The sequence below is a fragment of the Tardiphaga robiniae genome (assembly GCF_001618955.1).
Classification (GTDB): domain Bacteria; phylum Pseudomonadota; class Alphaproteobacteria; order Rhizobiales; family Xanthobacteraceae; genus Tardiphaga; species Tardiphaga robiniae_A.
Map to the genome: position 1 here is coordinate 273,668 of NZ_LVYV01000002.1, position 18,618 is coordinate 292,285.

The following is an 18,618-nucleotide window of genomic DNA, read 5'->3' on the forward strand; positions in this document are numbered from 1 at the left end:
TCCGATGATATGAGCGATGGGCCTGATATCGCGATCCGATCAGGCCGCTGCAACCTTCTTGTCGTTAGAAATCATCAACACGATGGCCGCCGCCACGATGCAGAGCGCACCTGCCGCGAAGAAAGCTGGCAGATAGCTGAGCAGTACGGTGCGCGACAGGCCCGCGCCGAACGCCGCTGTTGCCGCGCCGAGTTGATGACCAGCGAAAATCCAGCCGAACACCAAACCCGCGCGCTCTGGCCCGAACTTGGATGCGGTGAGGCGCACGGTCGGCGGCACGGTGGCGATCCAGTCAAGGCCGTAGAACAACGCGAAGAGCGACAGACCATAGAACGAGAAGTCGGTGAACGGCAACGCCAGCAGCGAGAGGCCACGCAGGCCGTAATACCAGAACAGCAGGTAACGATTGTCATACCGGTCAGACAGCCAACCTGACGCGATGGTACCGACGAAATCGAACACGCCCATGGCCGCAAGCAGTCCGGCCGCCTGAATCTGCGGGATGCCGAAGTCGAGGCACATCGGGATCAGGTGAACCTGAACCAGTCCGTTGGTGCTGGCACCGCAGATAAAGAACGTCGCGAACAGGATCCAGAATACTTTGGTCTGGGCAGCATCGCGCAGGGCACCGAGTGCTGCCGCCATGATCGGCGAGGTGTTCGGTGCCGGAGCCACCAGCGGTTCGGTGCTGGTGTCGCCATAGGGGCGAATGCCAATGTCGCTGGGACGGTCCCGCATCACCAGCAGCACCCCGAGCGCGGCTATGGCCAGCATCACGCACATCAGCGCCAGTGCCCAGCGCCAGTTGCTGTGCTCGGTGATGCTGGCGAGGATCGGCAGGAAGATCAGCTGGCCGGTCGCAGCGCTCGCTGTGAGGATGCCAACGACGAGGCCACGGCGTGCGCTGAACCAGCGCGCTGCGACGGTGGCGCCGAGCACCAGCGCCGTCATGCCGGTGCCAATACCAACGGCGACGCCCCAGAGCGCCATCAGCTGCCAGACCTGCGTCATCCCGAGCGACAAGATGAGGCTTGCAGCAACGACGAGCAGGGCAATCAGCGTGACGTTGCGCAACCCATAGCGGTTCATCAGTGCCGCCGCAAACGGCGCCATCAGGCCGAACAACACGAAGCGGATCGACATGGCCGAGGAAATCTCTGCGGTGCTCCAGCCGAACTCCTTCTGCAGTGGCACGATGAACACGCCGGGCGCGCCAACCGCTGCAGCGCTGACCAGCGCTGTCACGAAGGTTACGGCGATCATCGCCCATCCGTAGTGGATATTGCGGCGAGCAAGGGCAGTGGAGAGCCATCCGGAAATCATCTGGTTTCCTGCAATCAATGAGAAGTGACGTCGCGACGACTACCGCCGCGACGATCATATCTGGGAAAGGCGGTTCAGCGAACGATGCGTTCGATGGCAATCGCCGTCGCTTCACCGCCGCCGATGCATAGCGCCGCGACGCCGCGTTTCTGGCCTCTGGCTTCCAGCGCATGCAGCAGCGTCACGATCAGCCGCGCGCCGGTCGCGCCGATGGGGTGGCCGAGCGCGCAGGCGCCGCCATTGACGTTGAGCTTCTCACGAGGGATGCCAAGGTCGCGTTGCGCGGCCATCGGCACCACGGCGAAGGCCTCATTGATCTCGAACAGATCAACATCTCCGACGCTCCAGCCAACCTTGTCGAGCAATTTGCGGATTGCCGGAATGGGCGCAGTCGTGAACCATTGCGGTTCCTGGCTGTGCGTGGCGTGGCCATGGATCACGGCCAGCGCGGGCAGGCCCTCACGATCCACGAGGGAACGCTTGGCCAGCACCAGGGCAGCAGCGCCATCGGCGTTGGCGGACGAAGCTGCGGGCGTGATGGTGCCGTTGCTGCGGAAGGCTGGTTTGAGGTTCGGGATCTTGGCGGGATCGACCTTCAGCGGATGTTCGTCATTGGCGATCTCGCGCGGTCCAGACTTCTCGACAATGGTCAGTGGTGTGATCTCTGCCTTGAAGGTGCCGCTCTCCACCGCCTTGCGCGCGCGGGTCAGCGTTTCGATCGCATAGGCGTCCTGATCTCCACGCGTGAACTGATAGGCCTCAGCGGTGGCTTCGCCGAAGTCACCCATCGAGCGACCGACCTCATAGGCATCCTCAAGCCCATCCATCAGCATGTGATCGATGATGCGATCATGGCCGACGCGGTAACCGCCGCGTGCCTTCTGCAGCAAATAGGGCGCATTGGTCATGCTTTCCATGCCGCCGGAGACGACGATCTCCGCCGAGCCGGCATGGATGATGTCGTGGGCAAGCATGGTCGCCTTCATGCCGGAGCCGCAGACCTTGTTGATCGTCGTGGCCCCGGTGGCATCCGGCAGCTTGGCACCTCGGGCGGCCTGGCGGGCGGGCGCCTGACCCTGGCCTGCGGGAAGCACGCAGCCCATGAAGACTTCGTCGATGCGCTCGGGTGTCAGTTTCGCGCGTGCCACGGCGGCACCGATGACGTGGCTGCCGAGCTTGTGGCCGGAGAAGGGCGACAGTTCGCCCTGGAAACGGCCGAGCGGGGTGCGGGTGGCCGAGACGATGACGACCGGATCTGAAGCTGCGGACATGATGGAGGCTCCTTCGCGCAAGCGCGGGTCATTTGGATGACATTCATCATATGATGCGCCGCAAGATACGCAATGCCGGCCTGCGCAAAATTCTCGTGAGGTAGAGCTGCTAGCGTTTGCGGTTGATGAAACCCTGCATCAGTCGCTGTGGCTCGCCGGTCAGATAGGCCTCGCCGAACACGCCGACGCTGAGATTGACGGATTCTTTCAGCGGCAGCTCTTCCCACTGTTTCAGCAGGGCTTTTTGCGACCGCATGGCTTCCGGTCCACACTCGAGTATGGCTTCGATCGTCTTTTCAACTTCGGCATCGAGCGCGCCTTCGGCTGCAACCACATCGACCAGACCCCAATTAAGCGCGGTCGGCGCATCGATGGTGGCGGCAGTCATGATCAGCCAACGGGCACGGCCCCAACCGATCAGGCGCGGCAAGAGGGCAGCGTGAATCACCGAGGGGATACCGACCCTGACCTCGGGCATGGCGTATTTGGAATCGTGCGAAGCGATACGGAAATCGCAGGCGGCAGCAAATTCGAGGCCGCCGCCAAGGCACCAGCCCGGGATGCGGGCAATCACGGGCGCGGGAAAAGCGCGGGCGGCTTCGCAGAGATCGCGCAAGCCGGAAATGAACTTCTCGGCGGAGGCCTGATCCAGCGTTGCCATTTCCTTGATGTCGGCGCCGCCGATCATGCTTTTTTCGCTCTGTCCAGCAATGACCAGCGCGCGAATAGTGCGTTCCGTGGCCAATACCTCGATGCCCTCGCGAACGCCCTTGATTGCGGCTGAATTGAGAATATTGAGTGAGCCGGCGTTGCAGATCGTCAGCCGAACTATACCTCGCGGGTCACGTTCGACACCGCAGTGGGGATTGAGCATATGCATGAAATCGTCTCGTCCCTTGGCATTCCCTTGGGCCGGCGCGGATCACCGGTCTTGTCCTATCAATTCCGCGTCAAACTGCGTTGTTGTCAAGGCCTGCGGCCAAGCACGCGTTGCGCGCGCGAGGCGGTGCGGGTAATATGATTGACATCATCTATTTGTCTTGAATGGACCGCTGATGCGCTATTCCAAGGAACACAAGCTCGAGACGCATGCGCGGATCGTGAAGAAGGCTTCGGTGCGTCTGCGCGAAAAGGGCGCGCATGGCATCGGCGTGGCGGACCTCATGAAGGACGCGGGTCTCACCCATGGCGGCTTCTACGCGCATTTCGATTCACGCGAGGCACTGGTGATCGAAGCTTTTGCCCATGCAATGGATCGATCGACCGATCGCTGGCGCCAACTGGCCGGGCAGGCGGCGCCGGATCAGCGCCTGGCCACGATCGTGGATTCTTACCTGTCGCCGCAGCACCGCGACAATCCGGGCCATGGTTGCGCCGTCCCGGCGCTGGGCGCTGAAATCGCGCGCGAGAGCCCCAAGACGCGCAAGGTGTTTGCTGCCAAGCTCGATCAGATGATCGAGATGATGTCCGAGCAGTTTCACGGCGGACCGAGCAAATCGGCGCGCAAACAGGCGATGGCGGCGCTTGCCACCATGATGGGCACCATCGTGCTCGCCCGCGCCGCCGGCAATGGCGAGTTGTCCGAAGAGCTCTTGAGCGCTGGCCGTGAGGCTGTTCTGGGACGTGCTGCAGCGCCGAAGCCTGCTGCGTCCAACCCTGCTGTGTCCAAGGCTGTGGCTCCCAAGAGCACGGCAAGAAAGCCGACTGCGAAAAAGGCGGCGGCCAAGGCTATGTCGCCCGCCAAGAACTGATAATCGGCGCGCTGCCTGCGACATTGTCGCGGCGGTGACATTCTGACAGGGCGAAACTGCAGCGAGCCTGCAATTTCGCAAATCCGCCGCGCGCGCAGGGCCTTTCCAAACGCCAAAAAGCCTGATCAACATCGGGCCAAATTTGGCTCCCAGGAGGAACGCATGCGCACGATTGGACATTTCATCGGCGGCCGTGAGGTCGAAGGCAAGTCGGGGCGTTTCGCCGACGTTTTCGAGCCGATGACCGGCGAAGTTCAGGCCAAGGTTGCGCTGGCCAGCAAGGCCGAGATGCGCGCCGCGGTGCTCAATGCCGCCGAGGCGCAGGTCGCCTGGGGCAACACCAATCCGCAGCGCCGCGCGCGCGTGCTGATGAAGTTCCTCGAACTCGCAAACCGCGACTACGACAAGCTGGCCGATTGCTTGGCGCGTGAGCATGGCAAGACCGTGCCGGACGCCAAGGGCGATATCCAGCGCGGCCTGGAAGTGATCGAATTCGCCTGCGGCATTCCGCATCTGATGAAGGGCGAATATACCGAAGGCGCAGGCCCCGGCATCGATATCTATTCGATGCGCCAGGCGCTCGGTGTCGTCGCGGGCATCACGCCGTTCAACTTCCCGGCGATGATCCCCATGTGGAAATTCGGTCCGGCAATCGCCTGCGGCAATGCGTTTATCCTGAAGCCCTCGGAGCGCGATCCGGGCGTGCCGATGATGCTCGCCGCATTGATGATCGAAGCCGGCCTGCCGCCGGGCATCCTCAACGTCGTCAATGGCGACAAGGAAGCCGTCGACGCCATCCTCGACGACGAAGACATCAAGGCTGTCGGCTTCGTCGGCTCGTCGCCGATCGCCCAGTATATTTATGAGCGCGCTGCGGCGACCGGCAAGCGTGCGCAATGCTTCGGCGGCGCCAAGAACCACGCCATCATCATGCCTGATGCGGATATGGACCAGACCGTCGATGCGCTGATCGGTGCCGGCTACGGCTCGGCCGGCGAGCGCTGCATGGCGATTTCGGTGGCCGTGCCTGTCGGCAAGACCACGGCCGACCGCCTGATGGAAAAACTCATCCCGCGCGTCGAGAGCCTGAAGATCGGCACCTCCGTGGATCCGTCGGCCGATTTCGGTCCGCTGGTGACCAAGGAAGCCGTCGACCGCGTCAAGAACTACGTCGATATCGGCATCAAGGAAGGCGCCACGCTGGCCGTCGATGGTCGCGGCTTCAAGATGCAGGGCTACGAGAACGGCTTCTATATGGGTGGCTGTCTGTTCGACAATGTCACCAAGGACATGCGCATCTACAAGGAAGAGATCTTCGGGCCCGTGCTGTCGGTGGTGCGTGCCCACGATTACGAAGAAGCTCTCGCGCTGCCGTCGGATCATGACTACGGCAATGGCGTTGCGATCTTCACCCGCGATGGCGATGCAGCCCGCGACTTCGCCGCCAAGGTCAATGTTGGCATGGTTGGCATCAACGTGCCGATCCCGGTGCCGATCGCCTATTACACCTTCGGTGGCTGGAAGAAGTCCGGCTTCGGTGATCTCAACCAGCATGGTCCGGATTCGATCCGCTTCTACACCAAGACCAAGACGGTGACCGCGCGCTGGCCATCGGGCGTCAAGGAAGGTGCCGAGTTCTCGATCCCGTTGATGAAGTAAGAACACGCAAATGGCCCGGTGCTCCCAAAGGTGGTGCATCGGGCCGTTTCATCTCCCGGCTGATCAACAATCAACAAGAAGGGCGTGATGCAATTCGCTCTCGATGAGGAACAGACCGCCGTTCGCGACATGGCGCGCGAATTTGCTGCGGAAAAGATCGCTCCCTTTGCGCTCAAATGGGACGAGGACAAGCATTTCCCGAAAGAGGTGATGCGCGAGGCTGCGCAGCTCGGCATGGGCGGCATCTACATCCGTGACGATGTCGGCGGTTCCGCACTGACGCGTTTCGACGCCGCGCTGATCTTCGAGGCGCTGGCGACCGGTTGCCCGACCACCTCGGCCTTCATTTCGATCCATAACATGGCGTCGTGGATGATTGATTCATATGGCAGCGAAGCGCAGCGCCGGAAGTGGCTGCCGCGGCTCTGCACCATGGAGCTGCTGGCGAGCTATTGCCTGACTGAGCCGGGTTCGGGATCGGATGCGGCGGCGCTCCGCACCCGCGCCGTCGTCGATGGCGATCATTACGTCCTCAATGGCCAGAAGCAGTTCATCTCCGGCGCTGGCGATACCGACGTCTATGTCGTGATGGTGCGCACCGGTGGCGAAGGGGCGGGCGGCGTTTCCACCATCGTGGTGGAGGCAGGCACGCCCGGTCTCTCTTTTGGCAATAACGAACGCAAGATGGGCTGGAATGCGCAGTCGACACGCGCGGTGATCTTCGAAAATTGCCGCGTGCCGATCGCCAACCGGCTCGGCGATGAAGGCATAGGCTTCAAGATCGCCATGGCCGGCCTCGACGGTGGTCGTCTCAACATCGCTGCGTGCTCGCTCGGTGGCGCGCAGTCTGCGCTCGACAAGTCGCTGAGCTACATGAAAGAGCGGAAGGCGTTCGGCAAGCGACTCGACGAATTCCAGGCGCTGCAGTTCCGCGTCGCCGATATGGCGACCGAACTGGAAGCCGCACGCACCTTCCTGTGGCGAGCGGCGGCGGCACTCGACCGCAAGGATGCCGATGCCGGCATGCTCTGTGCTATGGCCAAGCGCTTCGGCACCGATATCAGTTTCGAGGTCGCCAACGACGCGCTGCAGCTGCATGGCGGCTATGGCTATCTCGCCGAATACGGTGTCGAGAAGATCGTCAGGGATTTGCGGGTGCACCAGATCCTCGAAGGCACCAATGAAATCATGCGGCTGATCGTGTCGCGCAAATTGATCGAGGGCGCGCGATGAGTTCGGACGTAGCGACCGAGGCCGGCGAGCTGATCGTTGCACGCGAAGGCGCAGCCGGTGTTATCAGGCTGAACCGGCCGAAGGCGCTGAACGCGCTGACGCTGGAGATGACCCGCGAGATTGCCACGGCGCTCGATGCCTTCGAAGCCGATCCGAAAGTTGCGCTGATCATTCTGGAAGGTGCTGGCGAGCGTGGACTGTGCGCGGGTGGTGATATCCGTGGCCTCTATGAGAGCGCCAAGGCCAAAGGCGATCTCGGCAAGATCTTCTGGCGCGAGGAATATATCGTCAACGCGCGGATCGCGCAATTCCCGAAGCCCTATGTGGCCTATATGGACGGCTTCGTGATGGGCGGCGGCGTCGGTCTGGCCGGCCATGCCAGCCATCGCATCGTCACCGAGAAGACCAGGATGGCAATGCCCGAAGTGGGCCTCGGCTTCTTCCCCGACGTCGGTGGCACATGGCTGTTGTCGCGCGCGCCGGGCGAACTCGGGACGTATTTCGGTCTGACCGGACTGACGGCAAATGGTGCTGATGCGCTTGCTGCACATATGGCGGACGTCCTGATTGACACCGTCAATTGGCCGGCATTGCGCGAGGCGCTGACAAAGCTGTCGGCGGGTACCGATGCAACGGCGCTGATGACGACACTCAAGAAGTTTGCAGCTCCGGAACAAACCGGTCCAGTCACGGCGCAGCGTGCGCAGATCAATCGCGCTTTCGCCCATGACAGCGTCGAGGAGATCGTGGCTGCGCTTGAGCAGGACGGTTCAGATTTCGCGCTGGCGGCGTTCAAGGCCATGTCCGACAAATCACCGCGGGGGCTCAAGGTTACCCTGAAGCTGCTGCGGCTCGCGCGCGCGTCGAAGTCGCTCGAGGAATGTCTGTCGCGCGAATATCTCGCGGCGCTGGAGGTGTTTGATAGCGCCGATTTCGTCGAGGGCGTGCGTGCGGCCATCATCGACAAGGATCGCAATCCGAAATGGCAGCCGCCGGATCTCAAGGGCGTGACGCCGGAGATCGTGGCGCGCTATCTCGCGCCGCGCGACGTTGCGCTTACCTTCTGAACGAAAGTTGGATTTCGCCGTTTTCATCACGCCTTAAAAACAAACAAACGATCACGAGGGCAGGACATGACCAGCATTGCATTCATCGGTCTCGGCAATATGGGTGGCCCGATGGCCGCCAACCTGGTCAAGGCGGGCCACAAGGTGACGGGCTTCGATCTCGTCGAGGCGCCCCGCGCGCAGGCGAGGGCGGATGGCGTGACCATTGCTGACAAGGCGGTCGATGCCGTGAAGGGCGCCGAGGTCATCATCACCATGCTGCCGGCCGGCAAACACGTGGTGTCGGTCTGGAGCGAGGTCATTCCCGTTGCCGCCAAGGGGGCGCTGATGATCGATTGCTCGACCATCGACGTGGAAAGCGCACGCAAGGCGCATGAACTGGCGGCTGCGCAGAAGCTGCCGTCGGTCGATGCGCCGGTCTCGGGCGGCACTGGCGGCGCCAAGGGCGCGACGCTGACCTTCATGGCTGGCGGCGATGCCAAGGCGTTCGCGTCGGCCAAGCCGGTCCTGGAAGCCATGGGCAAGAAGATTGTCCATTGCGGCGATGCCGGTGCGGGGCAGGCGGCCAAGATCTGCAACAACATGATCCTCGGCATTTCCATGATCGGCGTCAGCGAAGCCTTCGTGCTCGCCGAGAAACTCGGCCTGTCGCATCAGGCGCTGTTCGATGTGGCCTCGACCTCGTCGGGCCAGTGCTGGTCGCTGACCACCTATTGCCCGGTGCCGGGACCGGTGCCGACATCGCCGGCCAACAATGAATACAAGCCGGGTTTTGCCGCAGCACTGATGCTCAAGGATCTCAGGCTATCACAGGAAGCCGCCAAGGCCGCCGGCGCCAGGACGCCGCTCGGCGCTCATGCCGAGAGCATCTATGAGACCTATGAGAAGGAAGGTCACGGCGGTGATGACTTCTCGGGGATCATTCATCACCTTAGGCATTTGATGCCGAAATAGCGGAGCGCGTCGGCATGACCACGTTCAAGCAGGCCCGCGCCTTCCTCCTCGAACACCGCACCGACTACGCCGCCGCCGTTGCCGGCTTTCGCTGGCCCGATCCGGTCGACTTCAACTGGGCGCTCGACTGGTTCGACGCCGAACTCGCCCATGATCCCGTCAGCAAGGACCGGACCGCGCTCTGGATCGTCGATGTGGCCGGCAGCCGCGAGACGAAGCTGTCGTTCGAGGTGCTGTCGCGGCGCTCCAATCAGGTTGCCAATTTTCTGCGCGCGCAGGGATTGAAGCGCGGCGATCATCTGCTGCTGCTGCTCGGCAATGTGGTGCCGCTTTGGGAGACGATGCTCGCCGCCATCAAGCTCGGCGTCGTCATCATTCCTGCCACCACGCTGCTGACCCCGGATGAATTGCAGGACCGGCTCGACCGCGGGCGTGCAAAGCTCGTCGTGGCGGCCGAGGACCAGGTCGCCAAGTTCGGCAGCTTGAATACCGCGGGCATTGGTCAGATCGTCGTCAACGCCACGTCGCCACATGACGGCTGGCTCGCCTTCGAAAGCTCCGCGGATTTCCCCGATACATTCACACCGGATGGCTCGACCAGGGCTGACGATCCGATGTTGCTCTATTTCACCTCGGGCACCACGGCGAAGCCGAAGCTCGTGCGGCACAGCCAGCGCAGCTATCCCGTCGGCGGACTCTCGACCATGTTCTGGATCGGACTGCAGCCGGGCGACATCCATCTGAATATCTCCTCGCCGGGCTGGGCCAAGCATGCCTGGAGCTGCTTCTTTGCGCCATGGAATGCCGGCGCCACCGTGTTTGTCGTCAATCAACCGCGCTTCGATGCCAAGGGTCTGCTCGCCACCATCGGCCGCTGCGGCGTGACGACACTGTGCGCACCGCCGACAGTGTGGCGGCTCTTCATTCAGGAGAAGCTTGCCACCTTCAAGGTCGCGCTGCGCGAGGTTTGCGGCGCCGGCGAGCCGCTCAATCCGGAAGTGATCGATCAGGTCAAGGCAGCCTGGGGACTCACCATTCGGGATGGCTACGGCCAGACCGAGACCACGGCGCTGGCCGGCAATTCGCCGGGCCAGACGGTCAAGGTCGGCTCCATGGGCCGGCCGCTGCCGGGCTACGAGGTGCGCGTCGTCGATGTTGACGGCAATCCGGCCAGGGAAGGCGAGGTCAGCCTGCTGCTCGGCGCCGATCGTCCAGCAGGGCTGATGCAGGGCTATCAGGCTGACGACGGCAGCGTCAGCGGCGCCAGCGGCGACGCCTATCGCAGCGGTGACGTGGTGTTTGTCGATGACGACGGCTACCTCACTTTTGTCGGTCGCTCCGACGATGTGTTCAAATCGTCGGATTATCGCATCAGCCCGTTCGAGCTGGAGAGCATCCTGCTCGAACATGATGCGGTGGCCGAAGCCGCCATCGTGCCGAGTCCGGATCCGATCCGGCTCGCAGTCCCCAAGGCCTATGTGCTGCTGGTCGGCGATGCCAAGCCGTCGGCGGAGACCGCGCTGTCGATTTACGAGCATCTGCAGGTCAGGCTGGCGCCGTTCAAGCGCATCCGTCGGATCGAGTTCGTGGCTGAGCTTCCAAAGACGATTTCCGGAAAGATCCGCCGCGTCCATCTGCGCCGGCTCGAACACGCCGACGATCGTAGCGATCCGCTCCGCGGCGTCGAGTTTCGCGAAGAGGATTTCCCCGAATTGCAGGCACTCCGCGCGGCAGGATCGCAAGAGGGCGAGCGGTAATTTATCGCGCTTTGCATGGCTGCAGCGCACAATTTCGCTTGGCTCTCGCAGGCCTGTTGTGGAATGTGCGCCCGCAACGCAACTGGATTTTGAGGACTGAGACTGAATGAGCGCGATGATCGAACGTGATGCCTATATCGCCATGGTGGGCAAGGAAGTCGGCGTGTCCGAATGGCATCTCGTGGATCAGGCGCGCATCGATGCCTTCGCGACTGCCACCGAAGATCACCAGTTCATCCATGTCGATCCCGCGCGTGCGCGCGAAACGCCGTTCGGCACGACGATCGCTCATGGCTTTCTGACCATGTCGCTGCTGTCGGTGTTCTCCTATGAGGCGCTGCCCAAGCTGGCCGATGTCGCCATGGGCGTGAACTACGGCACCGACAAGATGCGGTTCGTGTCGCCGGTGAAAGCCGGCGCGCGCATTCGCGGCCGCTTCACGCTGACCGAGGCGACGCTGCGCAAGCCAAAGGAATTGTTCACGCGCACCAGCGTGACTGTCGAGATCGAAGGCGAGGACAAGCCGGCACTGGTCGCCGACTGGCTTGGCCTTGTCTATTTCAATTGAGGAGAGTTCCAAATGAACATTCGATTTGACGGCCGCGTCGCCATCGTCACCGGCGCCGGCAATGGACTGGGCCGCGCCCATGCGCTCGGCCTTGCGAAGCTCGGCGCCAAGGTCGTGGTCAACGATTTCGGCGGCGCGCGCGATGGCACCGGCGGCTCGATGACCGCAGCGGAAGCCGTGGTCGAAGAGATCCGCGCGGCCGGCGGCACTGCGATGCCCGATGGCGCAGACGTCTCTAACTTCGAGCAGGTCAGCGCGATGGTCGACAAGGCCACCAGGGACTGGGGCAGCGTCGACCTGATGTGCGCCAATGCCGGCATATTGCGCGACAAGTCCTTTGCCAAGATGGAGCTCGCCGATTTCGCCAAGGTGCTGGACGTGCATCTCACCGGCACTTTCTATTGCTGCAAGGCGGTCTGGGAAGGCATGCGCGCGCGCAACTACGGCCGTATCGTGCTCACCACATCATCGTCGGGCCTTTATGGCAATTTCGGTCAGGCCAATTACGGCGCGGCCAAGACTGGCATGGTCGGCCTGATGAATGTGCTGGCCGAGGAAGGCCGCAAGACCGATATCCGCGTCAACATCGTGTCACCGACGGCCGCCACGCGGATGACCGAGGAACTGCTGCCCGCGCAGGCACTGCAGTTGATGAAGCCGGAAGCGATCACGCCGGCAGTTGAATATCTGCTGAGCGAGAATGCGCCGACCAAGACCATCATGGGCGCCGGCGCTGGCTCCTTTGCGGTCATCAGGATTCTGGAAAGCGAAGGTGTCAATTTCGCCGAAGCTGACTGGAGCCCGGACACGATTGCCGCGCATTTCGCAGAGATCAGTGATATGTCGAAGGCCAAGGCACTGGAAGGCGCTTTCCATCAGACCCAGAAGTATGTCGAACAGGCCGCCATTCGCTTGGGCGTGAAGGCCTGATCGGCGGCTTCGCCACTGCGTGAGACCGTGACCGAGCCTGTGAAGAACCAAGTTGCGGTCATCGGTGCTGGCCCTGCAGGGCTGATGGCGGCCGAGGCTCTGAGCCGTGGCGGCGCGGCCGTCACGGTCTATGACGCGATGCCGTCGGCTGGCCGCAAGTTCCTGATGGCCGGGCGCGGCGGGCTCAATCTCACCCATAGCGAACCGCTGCCGGAATTTCTGAAGCGCTACGGCGCGGTGGAAGCGCGGCTTGCACTGTCGATCTCGGCTTTCACGCCGACCGCGCTACGCGACTGGAGCGAGGCGCTGGGGCAGCCGACATTCGTCGGCTCCAGCGGCCGGGTGTTTCCGCAGGCCTTCAAGGCCTCGCCGCTTTTGCGGGCGTGGCTGCGGCGGCTGGACGAGAGCGGCGTTCGCTTCGCGTTTCGGCATCGCTGGACCGGATGGGACGGCGAGGGGCGTTTGATATTCCAAACGCCGAACGGCGCGCAGGCGATTGCCTGCAAGAGCGCGGTTCTCGCACTCGGCGGCGCAAGCTGGCCGCGGCTTGGCTCTGACGGCGCATGGGTCGATGTGCTCGCTGCGAAGGGCGTGCGTATCGCGCCGCTGCGCCCGGCGAATTCCGGTTTTACGGTCGCGTGGTCGGAGATCTTCAAGGACCGTTTCGAGGGCCAGCCGCTGAAGGGCGTGGCGCTGTCGTTCGCTGCACATAGCGTGCGCAGCGAGGCGATGGTGACGCGAGCGGGCATTGAGGGCGGCATCTATGCGCTGTCGTCGGTGCTGCGTGAGGCTGTGATCGCGGATGGCAAGGCAACGTTGAAGATTGCTCTGCGGCCTGATCTCGACGCGGGTGAACTGACGACGAAGCTCGCGGCGTCACGCGGTAAACAGTCATTCTCCAACTTCCTGCGCAAGACGATACACCTGTCGCCAGTGGCGATTGGGTTGCTGCAGGAAGTCACTGTCGCCGAGGGGATTCAGCTGGCGTCGTTGTCGCCGGAGAGACTGGCTTCCCTGATCAATGCCGTACCGGTGACGCTCAACGGCGTCGCGCCGATCGCGCGTGCGATTTCGACGGCGGGTGGCATCTCGTTCGACGAGGTCGACGATGCCTTCATGCTGAAGCGTTTGCCAGGGACTTTCGTCGCCGGCGAGATGCTCGACTGGGAAGCGCCGACCGGCGGCTACCTGCTGCAAGCGTCGTTCGCAACGGGCGCAGCGGCCGGTGAGGGTGCGCTGCACTGGCTGTCGCGCTAGCGCAGTTTACCACGCGCCGCGATGGGTAGCGTGCCGATGATCTCGTCGCCGCGCACCATCACCACTTCATCGAACATGTTGACGACCACGCAGACGTGGTTCGGCACGATGCGGACGACGTCGCCGACATTGGGCCGGGTGTTGCTGCGGCCGAGATCGAGGAAGCCGTGTTCCTCGGCGAAGCGCGCGATCTTCGCTTCGGGATGTTCGAGGATCAGGCCGTAGCCATCGAGGCCGCCGGTGTCGGGCGTCAGCGTCTTGGAGCCGGCATCGAGGATGCCGCGTTCCGGGCCGGCGCGGCTGACCACGGTCGAGTAGACGTTGAGCGCGCAGTCGTCCCAGGTGGCGGAGCCGGCGGCGACCTGCATGCGGTCGTTGTAGATATAGGTGCCGAAGCGATGTTCGGTGGCGCCCTTGAGCGAGCCGACATTCCTGAGGTTTGGTGTGCCGCCGGTGGAGACGATGCTCGGCTCGAGGCCGAGCGCGCGAACGCCGGCCAGCGCTTCGTCGAAGAACTTCTGTGCGTCGGGCCAGCCGGTTTCGGTCGGGTACAGCATGAAGCCTGCGAAGGTCAGACCCTTCGAGGCTGCGATCTCTTTGGCCAGCGCAATCGCCTCGGCGGGCGTCTCGACGCCCGCGCGCTTGCGGCCGGTGTCGCATTCGACGACGACGTTGAGGTTGCGGCCGGCGAGCGCGGCGGCTTTCGGCAGGTCGCCGATGACGACGGAATTGTCGGCAGCGACGGTGACATTCGCTTTTGCCTGCAGCGCGCCGAGCCGCGCCATCTTCTCGTCGCCGAGCAGATTGTAGCTGATCAGGATGTCGTCGATCCCGGCATCGGCCATGATCTCGGCCTCGCCGAGCTTCTGGCAGGTGATGCCTTTCGCGCCAGCCTCGATCTGCATCTTCGCGATCACCGGGCTCTTATGCGTCTTGATATGCGGCCGGTTGGCAATGCCGGCGTCATCGCAGACCTTCTGGATACGCGCGATGTTGCGCTCGACACGATCCATGTCGATGACGAGGGCAGGCGTGCCGTAGTCGCGTGAAATCTTGGCTGCAAGCGATGTGGTCATATCAGGCGTTCTCGATCTCTTCGCGGAGCATTTCCAGCTCCAGCCATTGCTCTTCCGAGTCCTGCAATTCCTTCTGCGCCTTTGAGAGCGCGGCGGTCGCGGTGTCGAACTTCTTGCGATCCTTCTTGTAGAGGTTGGGATCGTCGAGGTGGCGCTGCTGCTTGGCGATTTCGGAGCGCAGGTTGTCCATCGCTTTCGGCAGGGTTTCCAGCGCGTGCTTGTCCTTGAAGTTCAGCTTGCGCTTGCCGGCGGGCTTGGACGCCTCCGACTTGCTGCCGTTGCTTTTGGCAGCTACAGCCTCGGTCTTGGCCTCGCGCTTCAGGTCGGCGCCGCGCTGCGCCAGCATGTCGGTATAGCCGCCGGCATATTCCATCCACTTGCCGTTGCCTTCCGGCACGATCACTGACGTCACGACGCGATCGAGGAAGTCGCGGTCATGGCTGATCAGGATCACGGTGCCTTCGTAATCACCGAGCATTTCCTCGAGCACGTCGAGGGTTTCGAGATCGAGGTCGTTGGTCGGTTCGTCCAGCACCAGCACATTCGATGGCTTGGCCAGCGCCCGCGCCAGCATCAAGCGGCCGCGTTCACCGCCGGAGAGCACTTCGAGGGGCGTGCGCATCTGCTCCTGCGAGAACAGGAAGTCCTTCATGTAGCTGACCACATGCTTGGGCTGGCCGTTGACCATCACATGGTCGCCGCGGCCGCCGGTGAGGGCCTCCGCCAGCGTGGTCTTCGGGTTGAGGCTTTCGCGATGCTGGTCGAGCGTCGCCATTTCGATATTGGCGCCGAAGCGGATGGTGCCTGAATCCGGCGGCTCGGTGCCGGTCAGCATATTGATCATCGTGGTCTTGCCCGCACCGTTCGGACCGACCACACCAATGCGATCGCCACGCTGCACGCGGATCGAGAAGTCGTCGACGATCTTGCGGTCACCATAGGTGCGGCAGATGTTCTTCGCCTCGAAGATTAGCTTGCCGGACTTCTCGGCTTCGGCGGCAGCGAGCGTCGCGTTGCCCGCGGCGCCGCGATAGTCCTGGCGCTGTGCGCGCAGTTCATGCAGGCCGGCGAGGCGCTTGACGTTGCGCTTGCGGCGGCCGGAGACGCCGTGGCGCAGCCAGTGTTCTTCATTGACGATCTTGCGGTCGAGCTTGTGCTGGTCGCGTTCTTCTTCCGCCAGCACGTCATCGCGCCATTGTTCGAAGGCCGAGAAGCCGCGATCGATCTGGCGGATCTGGCCGCGATCGAGCCAGGCCGTCGCACGTGAGAGGTTGCTGAGAAAGCGGCGGTCATGGCTGATCAGCACCAGCGCGCAGCGCCGGCTGGCGAGTTCGCCTTCGAGCCATTCGATCGTGGTGAGATCGAGATGGTTGGTCGGCTCGTCGAGCAGCAGGATATCCGGCTCGGGCGCCAGCACGCGGGCCAGCGCCGTGCGGCGCGCTTCACCGCCGGAGAGATTGTTCGGATCTTCATGGCCGGTGAGGCCGAGCTGTTCGAGCAGATATTGCGCCTGATAGATGTTGTGGCCGTCGCCCATGCCGGCCTCGACATAAGCGAGCGTCGTCGCATAGCCGGAGAAGTCCGGCTCCTGCGGCAGATACTGCACGGTGGCACCGGGCTGCACGAAGCGGCTGCCTTTGTCGTTTTCGACGATTCCCGCCACGATCTTGAGGAGCGTCGACTTGCCGGAGCCGTTGCGGCCGATCAGGCAGACGCGCTCGCCCTGCGACACCGAGAGTTCGACGCCGTTGAGTAGCGGCGTGCCGCCGAAGGTCAGGAAGATGTCTTTCAGCTGGATAAGCGGAGGAGCCATAAGGTCAGTTCAACTTTGTTTCGGCGCGGGCGCAAAGGCCGGGTCGCGCTGGATGCGGCGGATGGTTTGATCCAAGGCCGACAGGAACGCCGAGCGATCGCGCGGCGCGAATGATTTGGGACCACCGGTGACTTCGCCCGAAGACCGCAAATCGGTCATCAGGTTGCGTACCGCGAGCGTCATCCCGATGGATTGTTCTGTGAACGGCTTGCCGTTAGGGGCAATTACCGCGGCGCCCGCCTTGACGCAGCGGCTGGCCAGCGGGACGTCTGCCGTGATCACGATATCGCCCTTCTGGACGCGTTCCGCAATCCAGTCATCGGCCGCATCCATGCCCGAACCTGCGGCAATCCGCTCGATCAGGGGATCGTCGGGCACCCGGATGAAGTTTCCAGCGACCACGCTGACGGGCAGGCTGAAGCGGGCGGCGACGCGGTAAATCTCGTCTTTGACCGGGCAGGCGTCGGCGTCGATATAGATGCGTGTGGTCAAGGGAGCACAAGTTCCACGAAAAGGCAGTCATTTGCGGGTGGGCGATGTGGGGCTGACGCGGGACAGTTCCCCGCCCGTCGCCTTGCCTCGAACATGGTGACGGGTATCATCTCCTGCCAAGGCGAACACTCAATTTCGCGCAGTTTTCGGGAGGAATCATGACCAAACGGCTCGAACCGTACCTTGTTGAGGCGTTTAACACCGCCAAACAGTCCGAAAACAAGATGCATGACGATTCTGTCGCCCGGAAATTCGGTTTCAGCGGCGGATTGGTGCCCGGCGTCGACGTGCTGGCCTATATGATCCATCCGCCGGTGCAGCACTGGGGACGGGATTTTTTGGAGCGTGGCCTGATCGAGGCCCGTTTCACCAAGCCGGTCTATGACGGCGAGACAGTCGAGGTGATCGCCGAGGAAGCCGGCGAGGGGCTCGCGCTGAGCGTTGAGGGCGGCGGCGAGATTCGTGCGGCCGGGACCGCATCGCTGACTCAGCGGCCGGTAGTGCCTGCGCTGGATGATTTCCCGGACACGGCGGCTGTGTCGAAGCGGCTGCCGGTGGATGCGAATTCCTACGTGCTGGACAAGTGGCTCGGGACCGCGCCGCGGGTCTGGCCGGAAGATGGACTTGCCGAATATCTGGGTGAGGTTCGCGAGGCCGACGATCGGTATCTGCGCGAGGGCATCGTACATCCCGGCGTGCTGCAGCGGATCATGAACAAGGTGCTGGTGGACAATGCGCTGCTCGGGCCGTGGATACACGTCGGCAGCAGGATGCAGTTGCTCGCGACCGCGAATACCGATGACGAGTTGATCGCGCGGGCGAAGGTGACTGCCAATTATGAGAAGAAGGGGCATCGGTTCGTCGAGCTCGATGCGCTCATCGTGGCCAACGGCACAACACCCGTGGCGCATTGCCAGCATATCGCGATCACTCAGCCGCGTGAGGTCGTGGCGGCGTGATGTTGTAGAGCAGCGGCGCTTCTCTTATCCCTCCCCCGCGCTTGCGTGGGGAGGGTAGCCGGCCGAAGGCCGGTCGGGTGGGGGTGCCACAAGCGGCGCTCTCACTTGCGGAGACACCCCACCCCGGCCTCCACTTCGTCGATGCTTCGCATCGCCTCGCTCGGCCGACCATGGCGGACGAATTCGTCCGCCAGACCCCACTGCGCTTCGCTTGGGGGAGGGATTCCTCTGGCGCCTGCGCGTCGTTGCTGATGTGAATTTCAAACAGCCACTACTCTTCAGACATGCGTCATCACCCCCATTGTTTGCGGCGCGGGGGCGCCGTCGTCGCTTGCATTCCTACCCCCTTGTGAGAGGGCGTGCGGAACGCCGGGTGCCCGATGCACCCTTGGGCCTGATGCGAATGCGGTCTTCCGCAAGGATAATGCATCAGGACTTTCGGAGGCGCCGAGCGATTGCCCGACGTTCCGCATACGGTGTTTTTTCGGTTGCTTGCGCGTTGCCATGG

Annotated in this window: 16 protein-coding genes; 10 read left to right on the plus strand and 6 right to left on the minus strand. The window is 63.0% G+C overall.

The window, feature by feature from the left end:
• Positions 1–39: 39 nt before the first annotated feature.
• From A4A58_RS06855 to A4A58_RS06865, 3 genes are all read right to left on the minus strand, one after another.
• Positions 40–1,323 (minus strand): MFS transporter, encoded by a 1,284-nt coding sequence (locus tag A4A58_RS06855; protein WP_068730700.1) that lies wholly within the window; start codon positions 1,321–1,323, stop codon positions 40–42.
• 74 nt (positions 1,324–1,397) lie between these two features.
• A complete protein-coding gene (locus tag A4A58_RS06860; RefSeq protein WP_068730747.1) occupies positions 1,398–2,594 on the minus strand; it encodes an acetyl-CoA C-acyltransferase in 1,197 nt (398 codons plus the stop codon).
• Positions 2,595–2,703: 109 nt separating this feature from the next.
• Positions 2,704–3,474 carry an enoyl-CoA hydratase gene (locus tag A4A58_RS06865; protein WP_068730701.1) on the minus strand — a complete coding sequence of 257 codons (771 nt, stop codon included), beginning with the start codon at positions 3,472–3,474 and terminating at the stop codon, positions 2,704–2,706.
• 175 nt (positions 3,475–3,649) lie between these two features.
• Between A4A58_RS06865 and A4A58_RS06870 the strand changes: the two genes are divergently transcribed.
• The 9 genes from A4A58_RS06870 to A4A58_RS06910 all read left to right on the plus strand — a co-directional run bounded on the left by A4A58_RS06870 (position 3,650) and on the right by A4A58_RS06910 (position 13,770).
• Entirely contained in the window at positions 3,650–4,345 is a 696-nt protein-coding gene (locus A4A58_RS06870; RefSeq protein ID WP_068730702.1) for a TetR/AcrR family transcriptional regulator, read from the plus strand.
• A 162-nt stretch (positions 4,346–4,507) separates the two neighbouring features.
• Complete coding sequence (locus tag A4A58_RS06875) at positions 4,508–6,004, plus strand: CoA-acylating methylmalonate-semialdehyde dehydrogenase (RefSeq protein WP_068730703.1); 1,497 nt, start codon at positions 4,508–4,510, stop codon at positions 6,002–6,004.
• Between the two features lie 87 nt (positions 6,005–6,091).
• Positions 6,092–7,237: an isobutyryl-CoA dehydrogenase gene (locus tag A4A58_RS06880; protein WP_068730704.1), complete on the plus strand. Its 1,146-nt coding sequence runs from the start codon at positions 6,092–6,094 to the stop codon at positions 7,235–7,237.
• Positions 7,234–8,304: an enoyl-CoA hydratase/isomerase family protein gene (locus A4A58_RS06885; protein WP_068730705.1), complete on the plus strand. Its 1,071-nt coding sequence runs from the start codon at positions 7,234–7,236 to the stop codon at positions 8,302–8,304. The genes A4A58_RS06880 and A4A58_RS06885 overlap by 4 nt, the downstream gene beginning before the upstream one ends.
• A gap of 66 nt (positions 8,305–8,370) precedes the next feature.
• Entirely contained in the window at positions 8,371–9,258 is an 888-nt protein-coding gene (mmsB, locus tag A4A58_RS06890; RefSeq protein WP_068730706.1) for a 3-hydroxyisobutyrate dehydrogenase, read from the plus strand.
• A gap of 14 nt (positions 9,259–9,272) precedes the next feature.
• Entirely contained in the window at positions 9,273–11,015 is a 1,743-nt protein-coding gene (locus A4A58_RS06895) for an AMP-binding protein (protein WP_068730707.1), read from the plus strand.
• 106 nt (positions 11,016–11,121) lie between these two features.
• Positions 11,122–11,583 (plus strand): MaoC family dehydratase, encoded by a 462-nt coding sequence (locus A4A58_RS06900; RefSeq protein WP_068730708.1) that lies wholly within the window; start codon positions 11,122–11,124, stop codon positions 11,581–11,583.
• A 12-nt stretch (positions 11,584–11,595) separates the two neighbouring features.
• Positions 11,596–12,513 carry an SDR family NAD(P)-dependent oxidoreductase gene (locus A4A58_RS06905; protein WP_068730709.1) on the plus strand — a complete coding sequence of 306 codons (918 nt, stop codon included), beginning with the start codon at positions 11,596–11,598 and terminating at the stop codon, positions 12,511–12,513.
• A gap of 27 nt (positions 12,514–12,540) precedes the next feature.
• Positions 12,541–13,770 carry a TIGR03862 family flavoprotein gene (locus A4A58_RS06910; RefSeq protein WP_081421761.1) on the plus strand — a complete coding sequence of 410 codons (1,230 nt, stop codon included), beginning with the start codon at positions 12,541–12,543 and terminating at the stop codon, positions 13,768–13,770.
• Here A4A58_RS06910 and A4A58_RS06915 read toward each other — a convergent pair.
• From A4A58_RS06915 to A4A58_RS06925, 3 genes are read right to left on the minus strand one after another with little or no spacing between them, the layout of a single operon-like run.
• Positions 13,767–14,846 (minus strand): D-TA family PLP-dependent enzyme, encoded by a 1,080-nt coding sequence (locus A4A58_RS06915; protein ID WP_068730710.1) that lies wholly within the window; start codon positions 14,844–14,846, stop codon positions 13,767–13,769. The two genes, A4A58_RS06910 and A4A58_RS06915, sit on opposite strands and share 4 nt — an antisense overlap.
• Position 14,847: 1 nt before the next feature.
• A complete protein-coding gene (locus A4A58_RS06920) occupies positions 14,848–16,659 on the minus strand; it encodes an ABC-F family ATP-binding cassette domain-containing protein (protein WP_068730711.1) in 1,812 nt (603 codons plus the stop codon).
• Positions 16,660–16,668: 9 nt separating this feature from the next.
• Positions 16,669–17,151 carry a YaiI/YqxD family protein gene (locus A4A58_RS06925; RefSeq protein ID WP_068730712.1) on the minus strand — a complete coding sequence of 161 codons (483 nt, stop codon included), beginning with the start codon at positions 17,149–17,151 and terminating at the stop codon, positions 16,669–16,671.
• 158 nt (positions 17,152–17,309) lie between these two features.
• On the opposite strand from A4A58_RS06925, the gene A4A58_RS06930 reads away from it, so the two are divergent.
• Entirely contained in the window at positions 17,310–18,110 is an 801-nt protein-coding gene (locus A4A58_RS06930) for a hypothetical protein (protein ID WP_068730713.1), read from the plus strand.
• Positions 18,111–18,618 lie beyond the last annotated feature (508 nt).